The organism is Sphingomonas sinipercae (genome assembly GCF_011302055.1).
GTDB classification, from domain to species: Bacteria; Pseudomonadota; Alphaproteobacteria; order Sphingomonadales; family Sphingomonadaceae; genus Sphingomicrobium; species Sphingomicrobium sinipercae.
In genome coordinates this window covers 405,592-426,903 of sequence record NZ_CP049871.1, presented here as the reverse complement: position 1 = coordinate 426,903, position 21,312 = coordinate 405,592, and the positions used below count along the sequence as shown (strand labels likewise).

Genomic DNA, 21,312 nt, shown 5'->3' with positions numbered 1-21,312 from the left:
CGCAACATGCAAGCAAAGGGCCCCTCGAATGATGCACCACCTGAAATCCGCGTTCGTCCCGACCGAGAGCGAGGTGGCCGCCAATCACGCCGGAATGAACACCTTTTTCGGCGCCGTCCTCGGCTTTGTCATGGCCGGCACGGAAAAGCTCGACAATGTCGAGTTCGCCTACATGCTGTTCATGGTCGCCGGCGTGGTCATTTCGATCCTCTACGTTTCGGCAAGCCGCCAGAAGATCGTTTACGCCGCTTTGTCGGTCGGCCTCATCCTGCTCCTTCCGAAAGTCTTCTCGCCCGTCTTCGAAGCCGGGGAGAGCGTTCCGGAAAAGCTTCAGCCGACGCTGCTCATGTGGGTGGCGATGGCGCTGTTCGTCGAACTGATGCCGCGCCGGGCCGACGAGGCCGCAACCCAGGCTCAGCCGGCGGTCGAAGCCACGCTTTCGGGCAGGTCGGAGCCGAATACCCGCTGATAATATTCGGCGACGATCGGGCGTTCGGATTCGTCGCACTTGTTGAGGAACGAGACCCGGAAGGCGAAGCCGACGTCGCCGAAGATCATCGCATTCTGGGCCCAGCTGATGACCGTGCGCGGGCTCATCACCGTTGAAATGTCGCCGTTGACGAAGCCCTGCCGCGACAGGTCGGCGACCTTGATCATCTTTTCGACCGTCTGCTTGCCGTCGGGATTGTCATACTCCCCGCTCTTCGCGAGCACGATCTGCGCTTCGACGGCGGCGGGCAGGTAATTGAGCGTGCTGACGATGTTCCAGCGGTCCATCTGACCCTGATTGATCGCCTGCGTGCCGTGATACAGGCCGGTGGTGTCGCCAAGCCCGATCGTGTTGGTGGTCGCGAACAGCCGGAACCAGGGGTTCGGGCGGATCACCCGATTCTGGTCGAGCAGGGTCAGCTTGCCCTCCGTCTCCAGCACGCGCTGGATGACGAACATCACGTCGGGCCGGCCGGCGTCATATTCGTCGAACACCAGCGCCACCGGATGCTGCAGCGCCCAGGGTAGCAGCCCTTCGCGAAATTCAGTGACCTGCTGCCCGTCGCGAAGAACGATTGCGTCGCGGCCGACGAGGTCGATCCGGCTGATGTGCGCGTCGAGGTTGATCCGGATCATCGGCCAGTTGAGCCGCGCCGCAACCTGTTCGATGTGAGTCGACTTGCCGGTGCCGTGATAGCCCTGGACCATCACCCGGCGGTTCTTGGCGAAGCCGGCGCAGATGGCGAGCGTCGTGTTGGCGTCGAAGACGTAGGTGGGGTCGAGGTCCGGCACCCGCTCATCGGCTTCGCTGAACGCCGGCACCTCCATGTCGCTGTCGACACCGAAGGCCTCGCGCACCTTCACCATGCGGTCGGGCGTCGCCATCACCGTCTCGGCGCGGCTTTCGGGATTGGCGTTGGAAATATCGTTCATCGCAAATCGCCTTAGGGCAGCGGCAAGCGCGCCTCAATAACGCCGTCAAAAGGCTTTGGGCGGAAGTTCGAAAAAGCCGGCGAAGCGCTGGGCGGTCGCCTTGTCCCCGGTGAAGGCGACGGTTTCGATCGGGGCGCCGCCGTAAAGGAAGCCGGCAAGTTGCTGCGGCGAGGCATCGAAGACCACGTCGGCGCCCTCGGCCGGGGCCTGGCGAACCTCGATGTCTCTATCGGCGACCTCGGCCACATACGACCGCTCGCCGAACCGAAAGGCAAGGCGCGCCGCAAACCCGTCCGCCTTGGCCGGGTCGAACATCGTTTGCATCGACATCATGATCGACACCGGGCTGACGAACTGGGCGACGTCGTGGCGCGGGCTGCGCACGGCCCATTTGCCCAGCGCGCGCAACAGCGGCGCCGCTTCCAGCCCCCAGTCGGTCGCTTCATAGACTTGCACCGACGCCGGCGGCGGCAACTTGATTCGGCGCACCAGCCCGCGCTCCTCAAGCTCGGTCAGGCGCTGAATCAGCACATTGGCGCTGATCCCCGGCAAGTCGGCCTTGAGCCCGGAGAAACGCCGCGGCCCGAACATCAGTTCGCGCAGCACCAGCGGCGCCCAGCGTTCGCCGATCAGTTCGAGCGCATGCGCCGTCCCGCAAGCATCCTCGTAACCACGCTTTGTCTCTGGTTTCGAACGCTTAGTTGCTTTTTCTAACTGCACAGTTGCTATTTATAACCGATTCGCTCAAAAAACAAGCGAATCGAGTCGCGAGGAGGGAAATGATGGCGCGGATGATTTTCGTGAACCTGCCGGTGCAGGACCTGGATCGGTCGATCCGCTTCTATGAGGCGATCGGCGCGCGCAAGGAGCCGAAATTCTCCAACGACGTCGCGGCAATGATGGTCCTGTCCGACGCCATCCACGTGATGCTGCTGACCCACCCCTTCTATTCAAGCTTCACGTCCAAGCAGATCGCCGACGCGCACGCGACCAGCCAGGTGCTGCTGTGCCTGTCGGCCGAGAGCCGGGAGCAAGTGGACGAGATCGTCGCCGCGGCAGGGGACTCGGGCGGCAAGATCGACCAGGGCCTGAAGCAGGACCAGAATGCGATGATGTACGGCCGCGACTTCGAGGATCCGGACGGGCACGGCTGGGAAGTGATGTGGATGGATCCCGCCTTCGCTGAAGCCGGCGCGCATGACTGCGAACCGGTCGAGGCCTGAGCGATGAACCGCGGCGACGAAGCCAACGTGCGGATCACCGCTTTCAAGTGGGTTCCCGACTTTGCACAGGGGCGGGTCCGCGACCTGCGCGTCCGCTGGGCGCTCGAAGAGGCCGGAATTCCCTATTCGGTACGAAAGCTGGAGGCGATCGGGGAGCGCCCCGCCGACTACTTCGCCGAGCAGCCATGGGGCCAGGTTCCAAGTTATAAGGACGATGAGGTCCAGCTGTTCGAATCGGGCGCAATCGTCCTGCACATCGGACGCAAGTTCGGCGGCATCCTGCCCGCCGACGAGAACGGGCGAGCGAGGGCGACCGCCTGGGTGATTGCCGCGCTCAACAGCGTCGAACCGTTCGCCGCCCAATTGCCGATCATCGACATTTTCCACCGCGGCGAAGAGTGGACCAAGGAACGGCGTCCGCAGGTCGTCGAGATGATCGGCCGCCGGCTTGACCGGCTGTCCGACTGGCTTGGAGACAAGCAATGGCTGGAAGATGAATTTAGTGCCGGCGACTTGCTGATGGTCGATGTTCTGCGCATCGTCGACAACACCGACCTGCTGAAGGAACGGCCCAACCTGCTCGCCTACGTGGAGCGCGGCACGGCCCGTCCGGCATTCAAGCGCGCCATCGAAGCGCAGCTTGCCGATTTCGAGCAACGTGAAACTCAGGGAGCCTTGTGATGGCCTATATCGACGGTTTCGTTCTGCCGCTGAACGAAGAGAAACTCGACGCGTACAAGACGATGGCCGAGACGTTCGCGCGCAAGGCGACGGAGCTTGGCGCGATCGCGTCCGTCGAAGCGCTGGGCGATGGCCTGGAGCATGGCCACACGACCGATTTCTTCCGGTCCGTGCAGGCGCAGGACGGCGAGAACGTCGTCTTTTCCTTTGTCGTCTGGCCGGACAAGGCGACCCGCGACACGGCATGGGAGAAGATCATGGCCGATCCGGAAATGCAGCCGGGCGGCGACATGCCGTTCGATGGCAAGCGCATGTTCTGGGGCGGCTTCAAGCCATTCGTGAGCACGCTCAAGAACTGACTCAACCAGCGCCCGGCGCGAGGAGAGAACGATGGCGTACATCGACGGTTTCGTCCTGCCGGTCCCGGCGGCGAAGAAAGAGGATTTCATCAAACATGCGACCGCCGCCGACGGCATGATCGTCGAGCATGGCGCGCTTCGCGTGCTGGAATGCTGGGGCGACGACGTGCCCGACGGCAAGCAGACCGACTTCCGCCGAGCGGTGCAGGCGACACAAGACGAAGTCGTCGTCTTCTCCTTCATCGAATGGCCGGACAAGGCGACCCGCGACACCGGCATGAAGGCCTTCATGGACGACCCGCGCCTGCACGAGGTGATGGAGATGCCGTTCGACGGCAAGCGCATGATTTACGGCGGCTTCATCCCCGTCGTCACGCTGGAGAAGTAGAATGACCAATCCGCACGGAAGCTTCATCTGGTACGAACTGATGACCAGCGACGCGAAAGCGGCCGGCGACTTTTACGGCGCGGTCGTAGGCGGCTGGACGTTCGGCGAGCCGATGCCAGGCCCGGTCGATTACCGCGCCATCCAGCGCAGCGATGGCGGCAATGCCGGCGGAGTCCTCCAGCTCGACGATTCCATGCGCTCGAAGGGCGCCCGCCCAGCCTGGCTAGGCTATATCGGCGTCGACGATCTCGATGCGGAGGTTGCGGCGGTCGAGCGCGACGGCGGCAAGACGATGATGCCGCCCTGGGACGTTCCCGGCATCGGCCGGCTGGCGATGGTCGCCGACCCGCAGGGCGCGCCATTCTACCTGATGAAGCCGACCCCGCCGCCCGGCCAGGAAGGCAAGTCCAGCGACGTCTTCTCTTACGACCAGGCGGAGCATGTGCGCTGGAACGAGCTCGCGACCACCGACTGCGACGGCGCGGTCGACTTCTACACCCGCCACTACGGCTGGCGGCAGGAAGGCGACATGGACATGGGTGAAATGGGCAAATACCGCTTCATCCACCAGGGCGGCGGAATGATCGGCGCGATCATGCGCAAGCCGCCGCAGATGCCCGCGAGCAGCTGGTCGTTCTACATCGGCGTCGACGACATCGACCGCGCCGCCACGGCGGTGAAGGCCGGCAGCGGCCAGGTGCTGATGGGCCCGCATCAGATCCCCGGCGGCGAATATTCATTGAACGGCATCGACCCCCAGGGCGCGAGCTTCGGGCTGGTCGGGCCGCGCAGGCAAGGAGAGAACAAATGAACGGCGACAAGATGACCACTTGCCTGTGGTTCGACAAAGGCGAGGGCCGCAAGGCCGCCGAATTCTACGCCTCGCTGTTCCCCGACACGCATGTCGGCCCGGCCCATGGCGCGGCCTCCGACTATCGGGGCGGCACCGAGGGTGACGAGTTGACCGTCGAATTCACCTTGCTCGGACGATCATTCGTCGCCCTCAACGGCGGCCCCAACTTCAAGCCCAACGAGGCGGTCAGCTTCATGGTGCTGACCGACGACCAGGCCGAGACCGACAAATATTGGAATGCGATCACCCAGAATGGCGGGCAGGAAAGCGCTTGCGGCTGGTGCAAGGACCGCTGGGGCTTCTCCTGGCAGATCACGCCGCGCCGCCTGCTCGAGCTGACCGGCCAGAAGGGCGAGCGCGGCAAGCGCGCGTTCCAGGCGATGATGACGATGCGCAAGATCGACATCGCCGCCATCGAAGCCGCGGTCGAAGGCGTGCCGGCCGATGCGTAACATCCGCGGCAGCGTCTTCGTCTCGCTCGACGGGGTCATGCAGGCGCCGGGCGGACCCAGCGAGGACCCCACCGGCGGCTTCGCCCACGGCGGCTGGCTGCCGCAATTCTTCGACGAGGATGTCGGCGCCGCGATCGACGACTTTTTCGGCAAGGACTACGACCTGCTGCTGGGCCGCCGGACCTACGACATCTTCGCGGCTTACTGGCCCTATGTCGGCGGCGAGGCGACCGGGATCGGCGAAGTGTTCGACAAGACCGGCAAGGACGATGGCGAAGCCGCAGCGATCGACATGGGCGAGGCGTTCACCCGCGCGAACAAATATGTGCTGACCCGCGGCAACCCCGACCTTGGGTGGTCGAACAGTCATCGCCTGGGCGGCATGGACGCGCTGCGCGAAGTGAAGCACGGCGACGGTCCCGACCTGCTGATCCAGGGCAGCAGCACCATCTACCCGGCGTTGCTCGCCGAAGGGCTGCTCGACCGTCTGACCGTGATGACCTTCCCGGTCGTTTTGGGAAGCGGCAAGCGCATCTTCGGCCCGGAAACCCCGGCCAAGGCGCTGCGCCTGGTCGACCATAAGGTCACGCAATCCGGCGCCGTGATCGCGACCTACGAGCCCGCGGGCGCGGTCGAGCACGGCTGGGCGGGGCCGCAGTCGAACAGCAAGCGCGAACAGGCCCGGCAGCAAGCGATGGCGGAGGGCCGCTGGTAATGCTGCACCTGCACGGTCACCCATTCTCTTCCTACTGCTGGAAGGCGCTCATCGCGCTCTATGCCAACGAAACGCCGTTCGAATTCGTGCACATGGCGGGCGACCTGCCGCTCAGCGAGCAGTTTCCCGGCAAGGTGCACCCCGGCGGGCACATCCCGGTCCTGGTCGACGGCGAAAAGGTAATCTTCGAGGCGACGAGCATCGTCGAATACCTCGCGGTTCACCACCCGGGCCCGGCCCCGCTGATCCCCCAAGACCCGGCGGCGGCGGCGGAGGCGCGGATGATGGACCGCTTCTTCGACAATTATGTGATGGGCAATATGCAGCGGGTCGTCGCCGCCCACTTCGTCAGCCGCGACAAGCCGGAGCTTGGCCTGCGCCAAACCCCGATCGCGACCGAGATCGAAGGCGCGACGACGAAGCTGCGCAAGGCCTATCGGTGGCTTGAAGACTGGCTTGGCTCCAATGCCCTTCCACCGCATGTCTCGCTGGTCACCTGCGCCGCCGCGCCGGCCTTGTTCTACGGCGATTGGGTCGAACGCATTCCGGAGGATTGTCGCCGGGTCGCCGGCCTGCGCGCGGAGTTGCTGGCGCTTGCCCCGGTCAGCCGTTGCGTCGAAGATGCGCGACCGTATCGGCCGTTCTTCCCGCTCGGCGCACCCGACCGCGATTAAGCGAAAGCGCGGGCCTGCTTGAGCAGCTGCCACGCATCGATCGTTTCGCCGAGCTTCTTTTCGTAGCTACGGTCGCCGCCATTGCGGTCGGGATGGTATTTGCGGACCAGTTGCGAATAGCGCTGGCGCACCGAATGCAGGTCGACTTCCTGCCCCAGGCCAAGCGCGGTCAGCGCCCGCTGCTCCGGCTTGGTGAAGCGCTGCGGCGGCCCCCGGTCGGCCCGGCGAAAGCGCGCGCCGATCGCTTCCAGCGGATCGCTGAAATCGGCCCAAGCAGGGGCGGGATCGGCGCCGATATGGGCGAACTTGCGGCTCGGCCGCTCCCACCCGGCCAGAGGGCCCTGGGCCTCGGTAATCTCCTCGGCGCTCATGCCGGTGAAATAATTGTATTTGGCGTTGTGCTGGCGGACGTGGTCGAGGCACAGCAAGTGATAGACACCCGGCCCGTCGAAGCCGGAGGGCTCGACCGGCGCCTTATATTCGCCGGCGGCCCGGCAGCCCGGAACGGCGCAGCGATCGGTCGCGCCTTCCACCCTTCCGTGCAGTTTCTGACTTCGCGACGCCACCGGCTTCCTCGTTTCTGGAACCTGACTATATAGGGTGCATGGACGCACCTGCCATGGGACCGGTTGCACGCGAAATGCATCGCCGGCTGATTCAGGCGCTCAGCCCGACGCGCATCGAATTGACCGACGACAGCGAGAAGCATCGCGGCCACGGCGGATACAATCCGGCGGGCGAAAGCCATTTCAGCCTGCTAATCGAAAGTCCGGCATTCGCGGGGCAGTCGCGGGTGCAGCGGCAGCGCCTGGTCCACAATGCGCTTGGCGACTTGCTGCACGAGCGGGTGCACGCATTGTCGATCAAGGCAAGCGCGCCGGGAGAGTGAGGATTGCCTTCGATGGAGAATGACAGCCCGATCCTCCAGACCCTGGCGCCGGTGACTCACGACCTTGGCGGGTTCAAGGTCCACCGGACGTTGCCGCACAAGCAGCGCACGATGGTCGGGCCCTTCATCTTCTTCGACCAGATGGGCCCCGCGCAGCTGGAAATCGGTGGCGGCATCGACGTCCGGCCGCACCCGCACATCAACCTTGCCACCGTCACTTATTTGTTCGCCGGCGCCATCGACCATCGCGACAGCCTGGGCACCCGCCAGCGGATCGAGCCCGGCGCTGTCAACCTGATGACCGCGGGACAGGGCATCACCCATTCCGAGCGATCCCCCGCCGACGAGCGCGCCGCCGGCCCGGAGCTGTCCGGAATCCAGACCTGGCTGGCGCTGCCGCAAGCGAAGGAGGAGGTTCCGCCGGCCTTCGAGCATGTGCCGGCGGACGCGCTTCCCGTGATCGACGGCGACGGGGTCAGCCTGAACCTGATCATGGGCGAAGCGTTTGGCGCGGCCTCGCCGGTCACCTGCCATTCGCCGACCATATATGCGGCGATCACGCTTGCGCCCGGCGCGTCGGTCGACATCGACAAGGACGCCGACGAACGTGCGCTCTACCTGCTCGATGGCGACGCCAACGTCGACGGGTTCGAGCTTCAGCCGCAGTATTTGGCGCTCCTTGCCCCCGGCCGCCGTCCCGTCGTCCGAAGCCAGAGCGGCGCCCGGCTGATGCTGTGCGGCGGCGCGCCGATGGATGGCGAGCGCCATGTCTGGTGGAACTTCGTGTCGTCGAGCCGCGACCGGCTGAACGAAGCGAAGCGCGCGTGGAAGGCGGGCGAATTCGCGCTTCCGCCCGACGACCATGACGAGTTCATCCCGCTGCCCGAAGTGCCGCTGACCGTCAGCTATCCGTGACCGATTTCCGGCAGGTCGCGCTGCCGACGGGCGTAACGTTGAACGTCGCGCTGGCGGGGCCGCCGGACGGCCGGCCGGTGATCCTCCTCCACGGTTTTCCCGAATCGCACCGCACCTGGCGTGGGCTCGAGCCGCTGCTGCGCGACCGTTTCCGGCTGATCATGCCCGACCAGCGCGGCTACGCCGGCTCGGACAAGCCCCAGGGCAAGATCAATTACCGGACCGACAGGCTGGTCGACGACGTCTTCGCGCTGGCCGACGCGCTTGGGGTCGAGCGATTCGCGCTGGTTGGTCATGACTGGGGCGGCGCCGTCGCTTGGGCCGCGGCGCTTCGGCACGATCCGCGCGTCGAGCGGCTGGCGATCGTCAACTCCCCGCACCCGACGATCTTCGCGAAGTCGTTGATCGAGGACTCCGGCCAGCGCGCGGCATCGCAATATATCAACGCGTTCAAGGCGCCGGGCTTCGAACGGTTCATCCGCATCAAGGGATGGGACTGGTTCTTCGAACGCACTTTCCGGGACCATGTCGACCTCGCTTCGATCCCGGAGGCGGAGAAGCAGCAATATATCGCCGAATGGTCCCAGCCGGGCGCGTTCGCGGCGATGCTCAACTGGTATCGCGCCACGCGGATGATCGTGCCGCCGCCGCTGATCACCGTCCCACTGCCCGACTGGCTGCTCAAGCATGCGCGGAAAATCGCCATCCCGACGCTCGTCATCTGGGGAATGCGCGACTCGGCGCTCCTTCCGGTCCAGCTCGAAGGGCTCGACCTGTTGGTCGAGAACCTGTCGATCGAACGGCTCGAAGGGGTCGGCCATTTCGCCCCATGGGAAGCGCCCGAAGCGGTGGCCACGCCGCTTGCCCCCTTCCTTGCGGGCTGAGCCCTAGCTACAGCCGCGGCCATGTCCGCTTCCACCCGTTCCCGTTCTCGTTCCGCCGCGCGGCTTGCCGCCGTCCAGGCGCTTTACCAGCATGACATGGAAGGGACGCCGATCCCGCGGCTGCTTCGAGAATTTCACGAGCATCGGCTTGGCGCGGTGATCGAGGAAGACGAATATTTCGATGCCGAGCGCGACTTTTTCGACGATCTGGTCAGCGGTGCCCAGGCGCGCCTGGGCGACGTCGACCAGGCGATTGTCGGCAAGCTTGCCAGCGGCTGGACCCTCGACCGGCTCGACCGGCCGATGCGCGCCATCCTTCGCGCCGGCACCTATGAGCTGATCGCGCGCCACGACGTGCCGGTCGGGTCGGTGATTTCCGAATATGTCGATGTCGCCAAGGCGTTTTACGACAAGCGCGAGAGCGGCTTCGTCAACGGCCTGCTCGACGCCATCGCCAAGGAGGTGCGCCCGGCGCGCGCCGAATAATGCGGGAAGCCGACCTCATCGAGCGGCTCCGCCGGCTCGCGACCCATCCCGGCGCGCGCGAGCTTCGCGACGATGCCGCAGTGCTCGAGGGGTTGGTCCTGACCCACGACACGATTGCCGAAGGCGTCCATTTCTTCCCCTTCGATCCGCCCGCCAGCGTCGGCTGGAAGCTGCTTGCAGTGAACTTGTCCGACCTTGCCGCCAAGGGCGCGGCACCGGTCGGCGTCTTGCTGTCGGTGACCTTGTCCGACGACGACTGGATCGCCGCTTTCATCGACGGGATGGAGGCGGCCTGCGAAAGTTACCGGGTGCCGCTGCTTGGCGGGGACACGATCAGCCTGCCGCCCGGCGCGCCGCGGATCGTCGGCCTGACCGCGGTCGGGCGCGCCGGGGAACGGACGCCGGCACGGTCCGGCGGCAGGCCCGGCGATCGCTTGTGGGTGGCTGGGACGCTTGGCGATGCCGCCGCCGGCCTGGCGCTGCTCGACATGGACCCGGCGGCGGACGGGCCGCTGGTCGACGTGTTTCGACGGCCGGTGCCGCTGCTGGAAATGGGCCGCGCGCTGGCGCCCCATGCGACGGCGATGATGGATGTGTCCGACGGGCTTTTGCTCGACCTGTCGCGCCTGTGCGCGGCAAGCGGTTGCGGTGCGGAGGTGCAGCTCGACGCAATGCCGCTGTCCCGCGCTTTCGTCGGTGAGAAAGGCCAGGACCGGGCGGCGCGGCTGTTCGCTGCGTCCGGCGGCGACGACTATGCGCTGCTCGCCGCTATCCCGCCCGAGCTCGACCCGTCGGTAACCCTTTCTTTACCTGAAAAGCCGACCCTTGTGTGCATCGGCCGTCTTGCCGAAGGTCACGGTATTTCCCTGACCGACGGCGGCGAGACGGTTCCGTTGCCGGAGCGGCTTGGGTATGAACATCGCACTGAACTTTCGCCAATGGACGATCGCGGTTAGCGGCCTCGTCTGCGGCATGGCTGCGGCCGTTCTCCTCCACTAGCGACGCTCAAGCGGTTGCAAGCCGCGTAAACCCCACATAAAGGGCGCCAACTCGCCGGCTGCTTTCGCAGACCGGCCCCAAGTCGCTTGTCAATTTATTTGCCGCCAACGGGGAAACTCATGGACCTGACTTTGATTGCGATCGCCTGTGGCGTGATCGCCGTGCTTTACGGCATCATCACCAGCCGCCAGGTGCTTGCCAGCTCGCCCGGTAACCAGCGCATGGTCGACATCGCCGGTGCCATCCAGGAAGGCGCGAAAGCCTACCTTGGCCGCCAGTACACGACCATCGCCATCGTCGGCGTCGTAGTCGCCATCCTGGTCGGCGTGTTCCTTGGCCTGACCCCGGCAATCGCCTTCGTCGTCGGCGCCGTGCTTTCGGGCGCCGCCGGATACATCGGCATGAACATTTCGGTCCGCGCCAACGTCCGCACCGCCGAAGCTGCCCGCACCAGCCTGCAGGGCGGCCTGACCACCGCCTTCCGCTCCGGCGCGATCACCGGCATGCTCGTTGCCGGACTGGCGCTGCTGGCCATTGCCGGCGTGTTCTACGTGCTGGTTGGCGTGCAGGGCGAAACCCCGCAGAGCCGTGAAGTCGTCACCGCGCTGACGACCCTGGCCTTCGGCGCATCGCTGATTTCCATCTTCGCCCGTCTTGGCGGCGGCATCTTCACCAAGGCCGCCGACGTCGGCGCCGACCTGGTCGGCAAGGTCGAGGCCGGGATTCCCGAAGACGATCCCCGCAACCCCGCCGTTATCGCGGACAACGTCGGCGACAACGTCGGCGATTGCGCCGGCATGGCTGCCGACCTGTTCGAAACCTACGTCGTCACCGTCGGTGCGACGATGATCCTGACCGCCCTCCTGATCGGCACCCGTGCCGCCGACATCACCGCGCTGATGGCGCTTCCGCTGCTGATCGGCGGCGTGTGCATCATCACCTCGATCATCGGCACCTACATGGTGAAGCTGGGCAAGAGCGGCTCGATCATGGGCGCGCTGTACAAGGGCTTCTGGACGACCGCGATCCTGTCGATCCCGGCCTTGTTCTTCGCCACCTCGTTCGCGCTTGGCGACATGAATGCCGTCATCGGCGGCCCCGAAGCGGCTGGTACGGTCGTCGAGGGCGCGGTCGCTGCCCAGACCGGCGGCTTCACCGGCTGGGACCTGTTCTACTGCATGCTCATCGGGCTGGCGGTAACCGGCCTGCTGGTGTGGATCACCGAATATTACACCGGCACCAACTATCGCCCGGTTCGCTCCATCGCCAAGGCGTCGGAGACGGGCCACGGCACCAACGTCATCCAGGGCCTGGCAATCAGCCTTGAATCGACGGCGATGCCGACGGTCGTCATCTGCATCGCGATTATCGCTTCCTACCTGCTCGCGGGCCTGATCGGAATCGCCTTCGCGGCGACGGCGATGCTTGCGCTGGCCGGCATGGTGGTCGCGCTCGACGCCTACGGCCCGGTCACCGACAATGCCGGCGGCATCGCCGAAATGTCGGGCATGGAGGACGAGGTCCGCCAGCGCACCGACGCGCTCGACGCGGTCGGCAACACGACCAAGGCCGTGACCAAGGGCTATGCGATCGGCTCGGCCGCGCTTGCGGCGCTGGTGCTGTTCGGCGCGTACACGACCGACCTGACCGAGTTCGCCAGCGAGCTTGGCATCGGTGCGGCGGGCGTCGATTTCTCGCTGTCCAACCCGTATGTCGTCGTTGGCCTGCTGCTCGGCGCATTGCTGCCGTACCTGTTCGGCGCGATGGGCATGACCGCGGTCGGCCGTGCCGCCGGCGACGTCGTGCTCGACGTGCGCGAGCAGTTCCGCTCCAACCCGGGCATCATGGACGGTTCCAGCCGTCCCAATTACGCCCGCACCGTCGACCTGGTGACCAAGGCCGCGATCAAGGAAATGATCGTCCCGTCGCTGCTGCCGGTGCTGGCGCCGATCGCCGTCTACTTCATCATCGCCGGCGTCGCGGGCCGTGAGCAGGGCTTTGCCGCCCTGGGCGCGCTGCTTCTCGGCGTGATCGTGTCCGGCCTGTTCGTCGCCATTTCGATGACGTCGGGCGGCGGCGCTTGGGACAATGCCAAGAAGTATATCGAAGACGGCCATTACGGCGGCAAGGGATCGGAAGCCCACAAGGCTGCCGTGACCGGCGACACCGTCGGCGATCCCTACAAGGACACCGCCGGCCCGGCCGTGAACCCGATGATCAAGATCACCAACATCGTCGCGCTGCTGCTGCTCGCGGCGCTGGCGGGCGGTTCGGGCATCTGACCCGGCGCCCGTCCATCGGGTAACGAAAGGCCCCGCCCGGTCGTGCCGCGGCGGGGCTTTTCTTTGGTCCCAGAGGGCGCCACCTTCCCTTTCGCAAGCCGCGCCGCTAAGGCACCGCGACTTTTCGTTTAAGAGCAAAGAGGTTTCGTTTGGCCAAAGAAGAACTTCTCGAGATGCGTGGGAAAGTGCTCGAACTGCTTCCCAACGCAATGTTCCGTGTCGAGCTCGAGAACGGCCACGAGATCCTCGGCCACACGGCCGGCAAGATGCGCAAGAATCGCATCCGCGTCCTGACCGGCGACGAAGTGCTGGTCGAAATGACGCCCTACGACCTGACCAAGGGGCGCATTACCTATCGCTTCATGCCGGGCCGTGGGGGCCCACCGCCCCGCGCGTAACGCCGGATGCTGATCCTCGCTTCGGCCAGCCCGCGCCGGCTCGACCTGCTGGCGCGCATCGGCGTGACCCCGAACGAAGTGCTTCCAGCCGACATCGATGAAAGCGTGCGCAAGGCCGAATTGCCGCGCGAGCATGCGCTTCGGTTGGCGATCGAGAAAGCGCAGGCGGTTGCCGTGCAACGCCCCGACGCCTTCGTCCTTGCCGCCGACACGGTGGTCGCGGTCGGGCGGCGGATCCTGCCGAAGGTCGAGGACGAAGCGACTCTGCGCGCGTGCATGAAGCTGCTGTCCGGCCGTCGCCACCGCGTGATGACCGGAGTCGCGCTCGCCGCGCCCGGCCAGCCGCTGCGCAGCCGAGTGGTCGAAACAACCATCGCGATGAAGCGCCTGAGCGACGAGGAAATCGACTATTACGCCGCACACGGCGAATGGCGCGGCAAGGCCGGCGGCTATGCGCTGCAGGGCTATGGCGAAGTCTACGTCCGGCACATCGGCGGCAGCTATTCCAACGTCGTCGGCCTGCCGCTAGGCGAGACTCGCACCATGCTGAAGGCGGCCGGGTACGACCTTGCCTGACCGGCTGGTCGAGCGCGGCATCGGCGAAACGCGGTCGGTGCGGATCGCGGGCGGCGAAATCGTCGAAGCGCGGATCCTGGTCGACGGCGTCGTGCCGGCGTCGAGCATCGTCGAGGCGCGGCTGGCCCAAGCCGGCAAGCCGGCCATCGCCACCGCGAGCGGCGCCGAATATCTTCTGCCCGGCGGCGCGCCCGGGATAACCGAGGGCGCGGCCTGCCTGATCGAGGTGACCCGCGAGCAGATCGCCGGAAGCGAGCCGTGGAAGCGGCCGCTTGCCCGCCTTGCGCTGCGTGGGGCCGCGCCTGCCGTGGCCGGCCTGCCGGGCGAAGCGCTTGCTTTCCCGTCCCCGGTCGACCAGCTGGAGGCCGCTGGCTGGTCCGACCTGCTGGACGAAGCGCGCAGCGGCATCGTCCGCTTCCCCGGCGGCGAGCTGCGCGTCTCCCCGACCCCGGCAATGACCCTGATCGACGTCGACGGCCACTTGCCCGCTGCCGAGCTGGCGCTGAAGGCGGCGACGGCGGCGGCGCGAACGATTCTTCGTCACGGCATCGGCGGGTCGATCGGCATCGATTTCCCGACCGTCGCCGGCAAGGGGCCGCGCCAGGCCATTGCGGAAGCTTTCGACGCAGCGCTTCCGCAACCATTCGAGCGGACCACGGTCAACGGCTTCGGCTTCCTCCAGGTCGTCCGGCCGCGCCGGCATCCGTCGCTGTTCGAACTGGCGCAGGAGCGAGCGTCGTTCGAGGCCCGCGCCTTGCTCCGCCAAGCGGCGATGGGCGGCCCTGGAAGCAAGCGGCTGGTCGCCCACCCGGCGGTCGCCGCGCTGCTGGAGCGGAACCCCGCGTGGCTTGAGCAGCTCGCGCGCCAAATCGGCGGCACCGTCAGCTTGCGCGCCGAGCCATCGCTTGCCATCTCGGGGGCCTATGCCGAGCAAGCCTGACCGCAAGCGCTGCCCGATCTGCGACAAGCCGCCGTCCGACGAGCATGCGCCATTCTGTTCGCGCGGGTGCAAGGACCGCGACCTGCTGAAATGGCTTGGCGAAGGCTATCGCATCCCCGGCCCGCCGGTCCCGCCCGGCGGGGTGGACAGTGAGGAAGGCGAGGGCTAGGGAGCCGGTCGCCCGCGGGCCAATCGCCCCGCCGATGGTATGCCCAGGTAGCTCAGTTGGTAGAGCATGCGACTGAAAATCGCAGTGTCGGCGGTTCGATCCCGTCCCTGGGCACCATCGCCGCCCGGAGACATGCCGGGGGCATGTCGAGGACAGCGATCGGCGCGCTGTAGAGCGTCACAAACTTGCTATGTTGAACTTCTGCAGGGTGTCTGCGTCAATCTCTAGCAGCTCGACGCCTGCTGGTCGCAGGCTAGCTGCGCCCCGAGCGGCCCCGACAATTGCATTGAGGGTCCGATCAACCCTGTCGGACAGAGTAATGCCCCAAGCGCGCCGGAGAGGGCATTTCAGGAGCAGCGATAGAACCGCCTTCGAAGTCCGCCGAGTTCGGCTTCGATTGTTTTCTCGTCGACAAAGGGCAGCAGACCATCGTCATCCAGGGAGATCAGCTCCGGGTACATGCTGAGGAATTCGACGCCGGGGTGAGCGATCACCCGAAACCGCAATGTATTGCCTTCCCGCCTCCAAGTGCCGCGGCCATCACCCGCCTCGACGAACGTCCCGTCGGGGTGGAGGATCGCATACAGGTCGCCGCCGCAGGAAGTAGCCCAAACCTGCCCATCGCTCGGCGGACGGCTCGTGTCGGCGGAGCAGGCCGCGAATGCGAAACAAGCCGAGGCAAGCAGCACGTTTCGGAGAACCATGGCTTCAGTCTTCTAAATCTGAGCCGTGCAGCCAAGAGTGAAAACGCATGCCGGCGAGTCCAGCAAACTCAAGCATGTCGATAAGCATTGCTCCGACGGCGTTCCGCTCCATCGACTGCTCGCGGCGCAGAAAGAGCGTGTCACCCCACTGTACGGGCTCAAGTGACCAGCCGAGCGCAGCAACGAACGTGTCCACGATCTCAGGGGTCGCGTTCAGCCGCACCTCCACCAATTCAATATCGCCTGTAAGCTGATCAGGCTGGTACGAAAGCCAAAATATGGAGCTGCCGTCGCGAACCCCTTGCGATGGCTTGGTGCAGATCGCGCGTCACAGCGCGGTTCTACCCTCGCCAATATTGCGGGTAGGTCTTCTTCAACTTCGCCACCTTCGGCGCGTCGTGCGCGACGATGTAGGCGTGGCGCGGATTCTTGCGGGCGAAATCCTGGTGATAGGCCTCCGCGGGATAGAAGCGGCCGCCTTCGATCCGCGTCGCGACCGGTTGGCGAAACGCCTTCGCGGCGTTGAGCCGGCGGATGGATTCGGCCGCAAGCGCCCGCTGCTGCGGCGATTGCGGGAAGATTGCGGAGCGATAGCTTGGCCCGGTGTCCGGATATTGGCGGTTCACCTGCGTCGGATCGTGAGCGACGGTGAAATAGATTTTCAGGAGGTCGGCATAGCTCACCTGCTTCGGGTCGAAGCGGATGCGCACGGCCTCCGCATGGCCGGTGCGTTCCGTGCTGACCCTGTCGTAGGTCGCGTCGCCCGCCTCACCGCCGGCAAAGCCCGAAACGACGTCCTGCACGCCCTTCACATGTTCGAACACCGCTTCCATGCCCCAGAAGCAGCCGCCGGCGAGGACCGCGGTCTGCAATTGTTGCGGGGCAGCCGGGGCGGGCGCGGTGATCGCCAAGGCAGCGACGGCGAGCAGGGCTTTCATCTTCGTCTCCATCAGGCGGGCCGGAATTTCAGCGACAGCCCGTTCATGCAATAGCGCAGGCCGGTCGGCCGCGGCCCGTCATCGAACACGTGGCCGAGGTGCCCGCCGCAGCGGCGGCAAAGCACTTCGGTGCGGGCCATGCCGAGTGTTCGGTCCGAATGCGTGACCACCGCATTGCCGAGCGGCTGGAAGAAGCTCGGCCAGCCGGTCCCGCTTTCGAACTTGGTCGCCGAGGAAAACAGCGGCAGCCCGCAGCCGGCGCAAGTGAACGTCCCGCGCCGATGCTCCTTGTTGAGCGCGCTCGAATAGGGCCGCTCCGTCCCGGCCTCGCGCAGGATCGCATAGCGCTGGGGCCCGAGCAGCTTTTTCCATTCGCCAGTCGACCGCCTGACTTCGAAAGCGACCGCGGCCTCGGCGCGCTGTCGCGGCCATGCCAGCAGTGCGGCGCCGGCGACCAAACCGCCACCAATCAGTTCCCGCCGCCCAATGGCGCTTTTAGGATCGATCATTCGCCGACCCTAGCCCAGTCCACCTGAATGGGACCGATCTGAAGCGCCGGAGCTGCTTAGGGTTTTAGGAAGCGCTCGACCGCGTCAGAAAACGCCGCCGGCTGGTCCAGCATGATGAAGTGGCGTGTCCCTTCGATAGGAACGAACTTCACCGCCCGGACACCGGCATATTGGCCGCGGTAGAAGGCCGCCGTTTGCGCCGCGTCCTTCCCGGGAACGGTTGCAGGGTGAACGATGGTCAAAGGCGCCGAAATGGCCGTCAGCCGCGGACGCAGGTCGAGCAGCATCGCCTCCGCCATCGCTTGCGCGCTCACGGCGGGGTCGGCCTTGAGCACCCACTCCTTCACCAATGCCGCGCCGCTCGGGCTGAGGGCCAAGCTCTTTGCGGTGCTTTCCGCCGATGCCTCGCCGCTCACCCCTGCATAACCGGCCTGCATCCGGCCTTTCAGCATCGCGGCAAGCGGCCGTAGCGCCTCCGGCGTGGCGTTTTCATCGAACATCACGCCGGCGAACGGGAAGGCATCGACCACCATCACCTTCGCAACGTCGCCGGGCTGGCGCGCAGCCAGCAGCATCGCGGACAGACCGCCAAGCGAATGACCGATGACCGTGACCGACCGCAGCTTGTGGCGAAGCAGGTAGCGATGGAGGTCGTCGACGAGTCCATCGAGCACGCCGGGGCCGCTGTTCGCCCCTGGTCCGTCGCCGGCGAAGCCGTTGACCTGGACAAGCAGCACTTGGTGGTCGCGGGCTAGTTTGGGGGCGACGCCATCCCAAACCGCCCGGGGGGAGGACAGCCCCGGGATCAGGACGATCGGATCGCCGCGCCCAATGGCGACGACGGAGATATGGTCCAGCCGCTCTTCCCTCGTCGCCGCGACCGGCTTTTCCGCGGGCCGCGCCGACGCGGGTGTAATGACGCTGAAGGCGGACATAAGGGCGCACAGAGCCATTGGGTAAAAGCGCATGCGATTTCTCCTGAAAGTCATGGGAGGGTGTGCCTACGCCGTCAGCCCCGGCTGGGACTGACGAAGATTTGCTCGATCGGCTGCCCGAACAATTCTGCGATGCGGAAGGCGAGCGGCAGCGACGGGTCGTACTTGCCCGTCTCGATGGCGTTGACGCTCTGGCGCGAAACCTGGAGCAGGTCGGCAAGGTCCTGCTGGCTCCAGTCGCGTTCGGCGCGCAAGATCTTCAGCCGGTTGTTCACGGACAATTCCCCGACGTTCCGTCGGTCACGCGGTTGAAGATCGCGCCGACGCCAAGGCCGAGGAACCAGATGAAGGCGGCGCCGAAGCCGCCGGTCCCCGCCGGAACGAGGTCGAAGTTCTGGAGGAATTCCCAAACGGTCATCACGGTCAGGCAGAAGGCGGTCGCGATGAGCACCTGGCGGACGAACAAGGTGCGCAGATATTCGTCCGGCTCCTCGACCAGCAAGCGCATCACGGCCCAGAAAACGCCGATGATCGGAAAGGCCGGCGCGACCGCGAGCGGCCAGGCGAAGACACCGATGTCGGCGCCGCTGCGGAAGGTCCGCACCGCGACAAGCAACAAGGCCAGATAAGCGATCATCAGGACGCTCAACCGGACCAGGTAGCGCCGGACGGCGGGGCTTTTGTAACGCGCCATGTAAAGGTAGCTCCTCAATTAGACAAGCTCGCTTTACATCAATGCGTAGCGGTGTCAAGCGTCCTTGTCGTCGGTGGAGGGGTGCAAAAAGCTGAAGCGCGCGGCTACATGCGGCGCACATGACGAAGATGTTCAAGATTTCGCTTCCCGACGGATCGGTCAGGGAAATGCCCGAAGGGTCGACGCCCGCCGACGTTGCAGCGGCGATCGGCCCTGGCCTCGCCAAGGCCGCGCTTGCCGCCAAGATCGACGGGGAGCTGCGCGACATCACCCGTCCGTTCGAGGGCGACGCGCAACTGGCGCTGGTTACCGCGCGCGACGAGAAGGACGCGCTCGAGCTGTTTCGCCACGATTTCGCGCACATCCTTGCGGAAGCGGTGCAGAAGCTGTTCCCGGGCACGCAGATCACGTTCGGCCCGGCGACCGACGACGGATTCTATTACGACTTCGCGCCGGCCCCCGACCGCGGCCCGTTCACCGAGGAAGACCTGCCGGCGATCGAGGAGGAAATGCGGCGCATCATCGCCGCCGACGAGCCGCTTGTGCGCGAAGTCTGGCAGCGCGAGGACGTGCGTGCCCTGTTCGAAAAGCAGGGCGAGCAGTTCAAGGCCGAATGGGTGATGGAACTGCCCGAAGGCGAGCCGATCACCATGTACCGTTCGGGCAGCAAGCAGGACAGCTGGCTCGACCTGTGCCGCGGCCCGCACCTCGCTTCGACCGGCAAGCTGGACCCGCAGGCGTTCAAGCTGACCCGGGTCAGCGGGGCCTATTGGCGCGGCGACCCCAAAAATCCGATGCTGAGCCGGATCTACGGCACGGCGTGGCTGAACAAGAAGCAGCTCGACGCTTACCTCGTCCGGCTGGAGGAAGCGGCCAAGCGCGACCACCGCAAGCTGGGGCAGGAGATGGACCTGTTCCACATGCAGGCGGAGGCGCACGGAAGCGTTTTCTGGCACGCCAACGGTTACCTCATCTGGCGCGAGCTCGAGGCGTATATGCGCCGCCGGATCGACGAAGCCGGATACCGCGAGATCAAGACCCCGCAGCTGATGGACGCGCGCCAGTGGGAAAAGAGCGGGCACTGGGGCAAGTATCGCGAGAACATGTTCGTCGTCCCCGACGAGATTCCGAACACGGAGGACGAAGGGCCGGTCCTGTCGGGTGACGCCGACCTGATGGCGCTCAAGCCGATGAACTGCCCGGCGCACGTCATCGTCTTCAACCAGGGCATCAAAAGCTATCGCGACCTGCCGCTGCGGCTGTACGAAAACGGCAGCTGCCACCGCAATGAGCCGCACGGCGCGCTCCACGGCCTGATGCGCGTCCGCCAGTTCACGCAGGACGACGCCCACATCTTCTGCCGCGAAGACCAGATCGTCGCCGAAGTGCAGGCCTTTTGCGCGCTTGCCGACCGGGTCTACAAGGACCTCGGCTTCGAAGGCTATGCGATCAAGCTGGCGCTTCGGCCCGACCAGCGCTTCGGCAGCGACGAGGATTGGGACAAGGCCGAAGGCGAGCTTCGCGACGCGGTCGTCGCCGCGGGGCTGGCGACTGAAGAGTATGGCTGGGAGGAATTGCCCGGCGAAGGCGCCTTCTACGCGCCGAAGCTGGAATGGCATTTGACCGACGCCATCGGCCGCACCTGGCAGGTCGGCACCATCCAGTCCGACCGCGTGCTGCCGCATCGGCTGGACGCCAGCTACATCGCGGAGGATGGGCAGAAGCATCTGCCGATCATGCTCCACCGGGCGATCTTCGGCTCGTACGAGCGGTTCATCGGCATCCTGATCGAGCATTATGCGGGCAAGTTCCCGCTGTGGCTGGCGCCGGTGCAAGTGGTGGTCGCGACGATCGTGTCCGATGCCGACGATTATGCGCTGCAGGTCGCGGCCCGGCTGGCGGCGCGCGGGATTCGAGTCGACACCGACCTTCGCAACGAGAAGATCAACTACAAGGTGCGCGAGCACAGCCTGGCCAAGGTCCCGCTGCTGCTGGTCGTCGGCAAGCGCGAGGCAGACGAGCAAACGGTCGCGCTTCGCCGGCTCGGTTCGGAAGAACGGCAGGTCGCGATGAGCCTGGACGAGGCCGTGTCGATGATCGCCGCCGATGCGGTTGCGCCGGACTTACGCTGACGCGCGTTCGCTACAGCCGATGCAAAAAACGTTCGGAACTTGGCGCCCGCCTTTTAAATTGGCCGGCAAACGCCTAATTCGCACGAGTCCTTGAA

At 65.8% G+C, this 21,312-nt stretch carries 30 protein-coding genes and 1 tRNA gene; 21 read left to right on the top strand and 10 right to left on the bottom strand.

Annotated features, from left to right (window positions below; genetic code table 11):
* The first annotated feature begins 28 nt into the window (after positions 1-28).
* The gene (locus G7078_RS02285) at positions 29-469 is read left to right on the top strand and encodes a hypothetical protein (RefSeq protein ID WP_166092568.1); all 441 of its coding nucleotides are present in this window, start codon (positions 29-31) and stop codon (positions 467-469) included.
* Here the strand turns inward: G7078_RS02285 and cobS are convergent.
* Both cobS and G7078_RS02275 read right to left on the bottom strand, forming a co-directional pair.
* The gene (gene cobS / locus G7078_RS02280) at positions 415-1,422 is read right to left on the bottom strand and encodes a cobaltochelatase subunit CobS (RefSeq protein ID WP_166092566.1); all 1,008 of its coding nucleotides are present in this window, start codon (positions 1,420-1,422) and stop codon (positions 415-417) included. The two genes, G7078_RS02285 and cobS, sit on opposite strands and share 55 nt — an antisense overlap.
* Before the next feature lie 45 nt (positions 1,423-1,467).
* Entirely contained in the window at positions 1,468-2,142 is a 675-nt protein-coding gene (locus G7078_RS02275; protein ID WP_166092563.1) for a winged helix-turn-helix transcriptional regulator, read from the bottom strand.
* Positions 2,143-2,204: 62 nt separating this feature from the next.
* On the opposite strand from G7078_RS02275, the gene G7078_RS02270 reads away from it, so the two are divergent.
* Genes G7078_RS02270 through G7078_RS02235 form a run of 8 tightly spaced genes read left to right on the top strand, consistent with a single transcriptional unit; the run spans position 2,205 to position 6,767 of the window.
* Entirely contained in the window at positions 2,205-2,645 is a 441-nt protein-coding gene (locus G7078_RS02270; protein ID WP_166092561.1) for a VOC family protein, read from the top strand.
* Positions 2,646-2,648: 3 nt separating this feature from the next.
* Positions 2,649-3,326, top strand: coding sequence for a glutathione S-transferase family protein (locus tag G7078_RS02265; protein WP_166092557.1), 678 nt, complete (start codon positions 2,649-2,651; stop codon positions 3,324-3,326).
* On the top strand, positions 3,326-3,685 hold the full coding sequence (locus G7078_RS02260; protein WP_166092555.1) for a DUF1428 domain-containing protein: 360 nt from the start codon (positions 3,326-3,328) through the stop codon (positions 3,683-3,685). The genes G7078_RS02265 and G7078_RS02260 overlap by 1 nt, the downstream gene beginning before the upstream one ends.
* 31 nt (positions 3,686-3,716) lie before the next feature.
* Entirely contained in the window at positions 3,717-4,073 is a 357-nt protein-coding gene (locus G7078_RS02255; protein ID WP_166092553.1) for a DUF1428 domain-containing protein, read from the top strand.
* Between the two features lies 1 nt (position 4,074).
* Positions 4,075-4,884: a VOC family protein gene (locus tag G7078_RS02250; protein ID WP_166092551.1), complete on the top strand. Its 810-nt coding sequence runs from the start codon at positions 4,075-4,077 to the stop codon at positions 4,882-4,884.
* Entirely contained in the window at positions 4,881-5,378 is a 498-nt protein-coding gene (locus tag G7078_RS02245) for a VOC family protein (protein WP_166092550.1), read from the top strand. Before G7078_RS02250 ends, G7078_RS02245 begins: the two co-directional genes overlap by 4 nt.
* Positions 5,371-6,093, top strand: coding sequence for a dihydrofolate reductase family protein (locus G7078_RS02240; protein WP_166092548.1), 723 nt, complete (start codon positions 5,371-5,373; stop codon positions 6,091-6,093). Before G7078_RS02245 ends, G7078_RS02240 begins: the two co-directional genes overlap by 8 nt.
* A complete protein-coding gene (locus G7078_RS02235; RefSeq protein ID WP_166092546.1) occupies positions 6,093-6,767 on the top strand; it encodes a glutathione S-transferase family protein in 675 nt (224 codons plus the stop codon). The genes G7078_RS02240 and G7078_RS02235 overlap by 1 nt, the downstream gene beginning before the upstream one ends.
* On the opposite strand, the gene G7078_RS02230 is transcribed toward G7078_RS02235, so the two are convergent.
* Positions 6,764-7,333: a J domain-containing protein gene (locus G7078_RS02230; RefSeq protein WP_166092544.1), complete on the bottom strand. Its 570-nt coding sequence runs from the start codon at positions 7,331-7,333 to the stop codon at positions 6,764-6,766. The genes G7078_RS02235 and G7078_RS02230 overlap by 4 nt on opposite strands.
* Before the next feature lie 38 nt (positions 7,334-7,371).
* On the opposite strand from G7078_RS02230, the gene G7078_RS02225 reads away from it, so the two are divergent.
* The 11 genes from G7078_RS02225 to G7078_RS02175 all read left to right on the top strand — a co-directional run bounded on the left by G7078_RS02225 (position 7,372) and on the right by G7078_RS02175 (position 15,422).
* Positions 7,372-7,656 carry a BolA family protein gene (locus G7078_RS02225; RefSeq protein WP_206367464.1) on the top strand — a complete coding sequence of 95 codons (285 nt, stop codon included), beginning with the start codon at positions 7,372-7,374 and terminating at the stop codon, positions 7,654-7,656.
* A 12-nt stretch (positions 7,657-7,668) separates the two neighbouring features.
* Complete coding sequence (locus G7078_RS02220) at positions 7,669-8,571, top strand: pirin family protein (RefSeq protein WP_166092542.1); 903 nt, start codon at positions 7,669-7,671, stop codon at positions 8,569-8,571.
* The gene (locus G7078_RS02215; RefSeq protein ID WP_166092540.1) at positions 8,568-9,455 is read left to right on the top strand and encodes an alpha/beta fold hydrolase; all 888 of its coding nucleotides are present in this window, start codon (positions 8,568-8,570) and stop codon (positions 9,453-9,455) included. The genes G7078_RS02220 and G7078_RS02215 overlap by 4 nt, the downstream gene beginning before the upstream one ends.
* A gap of 21 nt (positions 9,456-9,476) precedes the next feature.
* On the top strand, positions 9,477-9,941 hold the full coding sequence (nusB, locus tag G7078_RS02210; protein ID WP_166092538.1) for a transcription antitermination factor NusB: 465 nt from the start codon (positions 9,477-9,479) through the stop codon (positions 9,939-9,941).
* Entirely contained in the window at positions 9,941-10,897 is a 957-nt protein-coding gene (gene thiL / locus G7078_RS02205) for a thiamine-phosphate kinase (protein WP_166092536.1), read from the top strand. Before nusB ends, thiL begins: the two co-directional genes overlap by 1 nt.
* A 162-nt stretch (positions 10,898-11,059) precedes the next feature.
* Positions 11,060-13,222 (top strand): sodium-translocating pyrophosphatase, encoded by a 2,163-nt coding sequence (locus tag G7078_RS02200; RefSeq protein WP_166092532.1) that lies wholly within the window; start codon positions 11,060-11,062, stop codon positions 13,220-13,222.
* 149 nt (positions 13,223-13,371) lie between these two features.
* The gene (gene infA, locus G7078_RS02195) at positions 13,372-13,620 is read left to right on the top strand and encodes a translation initiation factor IF-1 (RefSeq protein ID WP_166092530.1); all 249 of its coding nucleotides are present in this window, start codon (positions 13,372-13,374) and stop codon (positions 13,618-13,620) included.
* 6 nt (positions 13,621-13,626) lie between these two features.
* The gene (locus G7078_RS02190; protein ID WP_166092528.1) at positions 13,627-14,196 is read left to right on the top strand and encodes a Maf family protein; all 570 of its coding nucleotides are present in this window, start codon (positions 13,627-13,629) and stop codon (positions 14,194-14,196) included.
* The gene (locus tag G7078_RS02185) at positions 14,189-15,136 is read left to right on the top strand and encodes a ribonuclease E/G family protein (RefSeq protein ID WP_166092525.1); all 948 of its coding nucleotides are present in this window, start codon (positions 14,189-14,191) and stop codon (positions 15,134-15,136) included. The genes G7078_RS02190 and G7078_RS02185 overlap by 8 nt, the downstream gene beginning before the upstream one ends.
* Positions 15,120-15,305: a DNA gyrase inhibitor YacG gene (yacG, locus tag G7078_RS02180; protein WP_166092523.1), complete on the top strand. Its 186-nt coding sequence runs from the start codon at positions 15,120-15,122 to the stop codon at positions 15,303-15,305. Before G7078_RS02185 ends, yacG begins: the two co-directional genes overlap by 17 nt.
* A gap of 41 nt (positions 15,306-15,346) precedes the next feature.
* A tRNA-Phe gene (locus G7078_RS02175) sits at positions 15,347-15,422 on the top strand.
* A gap of 230 nt (positions 15,423-15,652) precedes the next feature.
* Here the strand turns inward: G7078_RS02175 and G7078_RS02170 are convergent.
* The 7 genes from G7078_RS02170 to G7078_RS02140 form a co-directional block, all read right to left on the bottom strand.
* Positions 15,653-15,994, bottom strand: a complete 342-nt coding sequence (locus G7078_RS02170) for a hypothetical protein (protein WP_166092521.1) — start codon at positions 15,992-15,994, stop codon at positions 15,653-15,655.
* A 19-nt stretch (positions 15,995-16,013) separates the two neighbouring features.
* Positions 16,014-16,238, bottom strand: coding sequence for a hypothetical protein (locus G7078_RS02165; RefSeq protein WP_166092519.1), 225 nt, complete (start codon positions 16,236-16,238; stop codon positions 16,014-16,016).
* 112 nt (positions 16,239-16,350) lie between these two features.
* On the bottom strand, positions 16,351-16,947 hold the full coding sequence (msrA, locus tag G7078_RS02160; RefSeq protein ID WP_246166424.1) for a peptide-methionine (S)-S-oxide reductase MsrA: 597 nt from the start codon (positions 16,945-16,947) through the stop codon (positions 16,351-16,353).
* Positions 16,948-16,958: 11 nt separating this feature from the next.
* A complete protein-coding gene (gene msrB, locus G7078_RS02155; RefSeq protein ID WP_166092515.1) occupies positions 16,959-17,456 on the bottom strand; it encodes a peptide-methionine (R)-S-oxide reductase MsrB in 498 nt (165 codons plus the stop codon).
* 56 nt (positions 17,457-17,512) lie between these two features.
* Positions 17,513-18,391 (bottom strand): alpha/beta fold hydrolase, encoded by an 879-nt coding sequence (locus tag G7078_RS02150; protein ID WP_166092513.1) that lies wholly within the window; start codon positions 18,389-18,391, stop codon positions 17,513-17,515.
* 74 nt (positions 18,392-18,465) lie between these two features.
* Complete coding sequence (locus G7078_RS02145; RefSeq protein ID WP_166092511.1) at positions 18,466-18,666, bottom strand: helix-turn-helix transcriptional regulator; 201 nt, start codon at positions 18,664-18,666, stop codon at positions 18,466-18,468.
* Complete coding sequence (locus G7078_RS02140; RefSeq protein WP_166092509.1) at positions 18,663-19,085, bottom strand: hypothetical protein; 423 nt, start codon at positions 19,083-19,085, stop codon at positions 18,663-18,665. Before G7078_RS02140 ends, G7078_RS02145 begins: the two co-directional genes overlap by 4 nt.
* Positions 19,086-19,204: 119 nt before the next feature.
* Here G7078_RS02140 and thrS point away from each other — a divergent pair, with 119 nt between their 5' ends.
* Positions 19,205-21,217: a threonine--tRNA ligase gene (gene thrS / locus G7078_RS02135; RefSeq protein ID WP_166092506.1), complete on the top strand. Its 2,013-nt coding sequence runs from the start codon at positions 19,205-19,207 to the stop codon at positions 21,215-21,217.
* Positions 21,218-21,312: the final 95 nt, after the last annotated feature.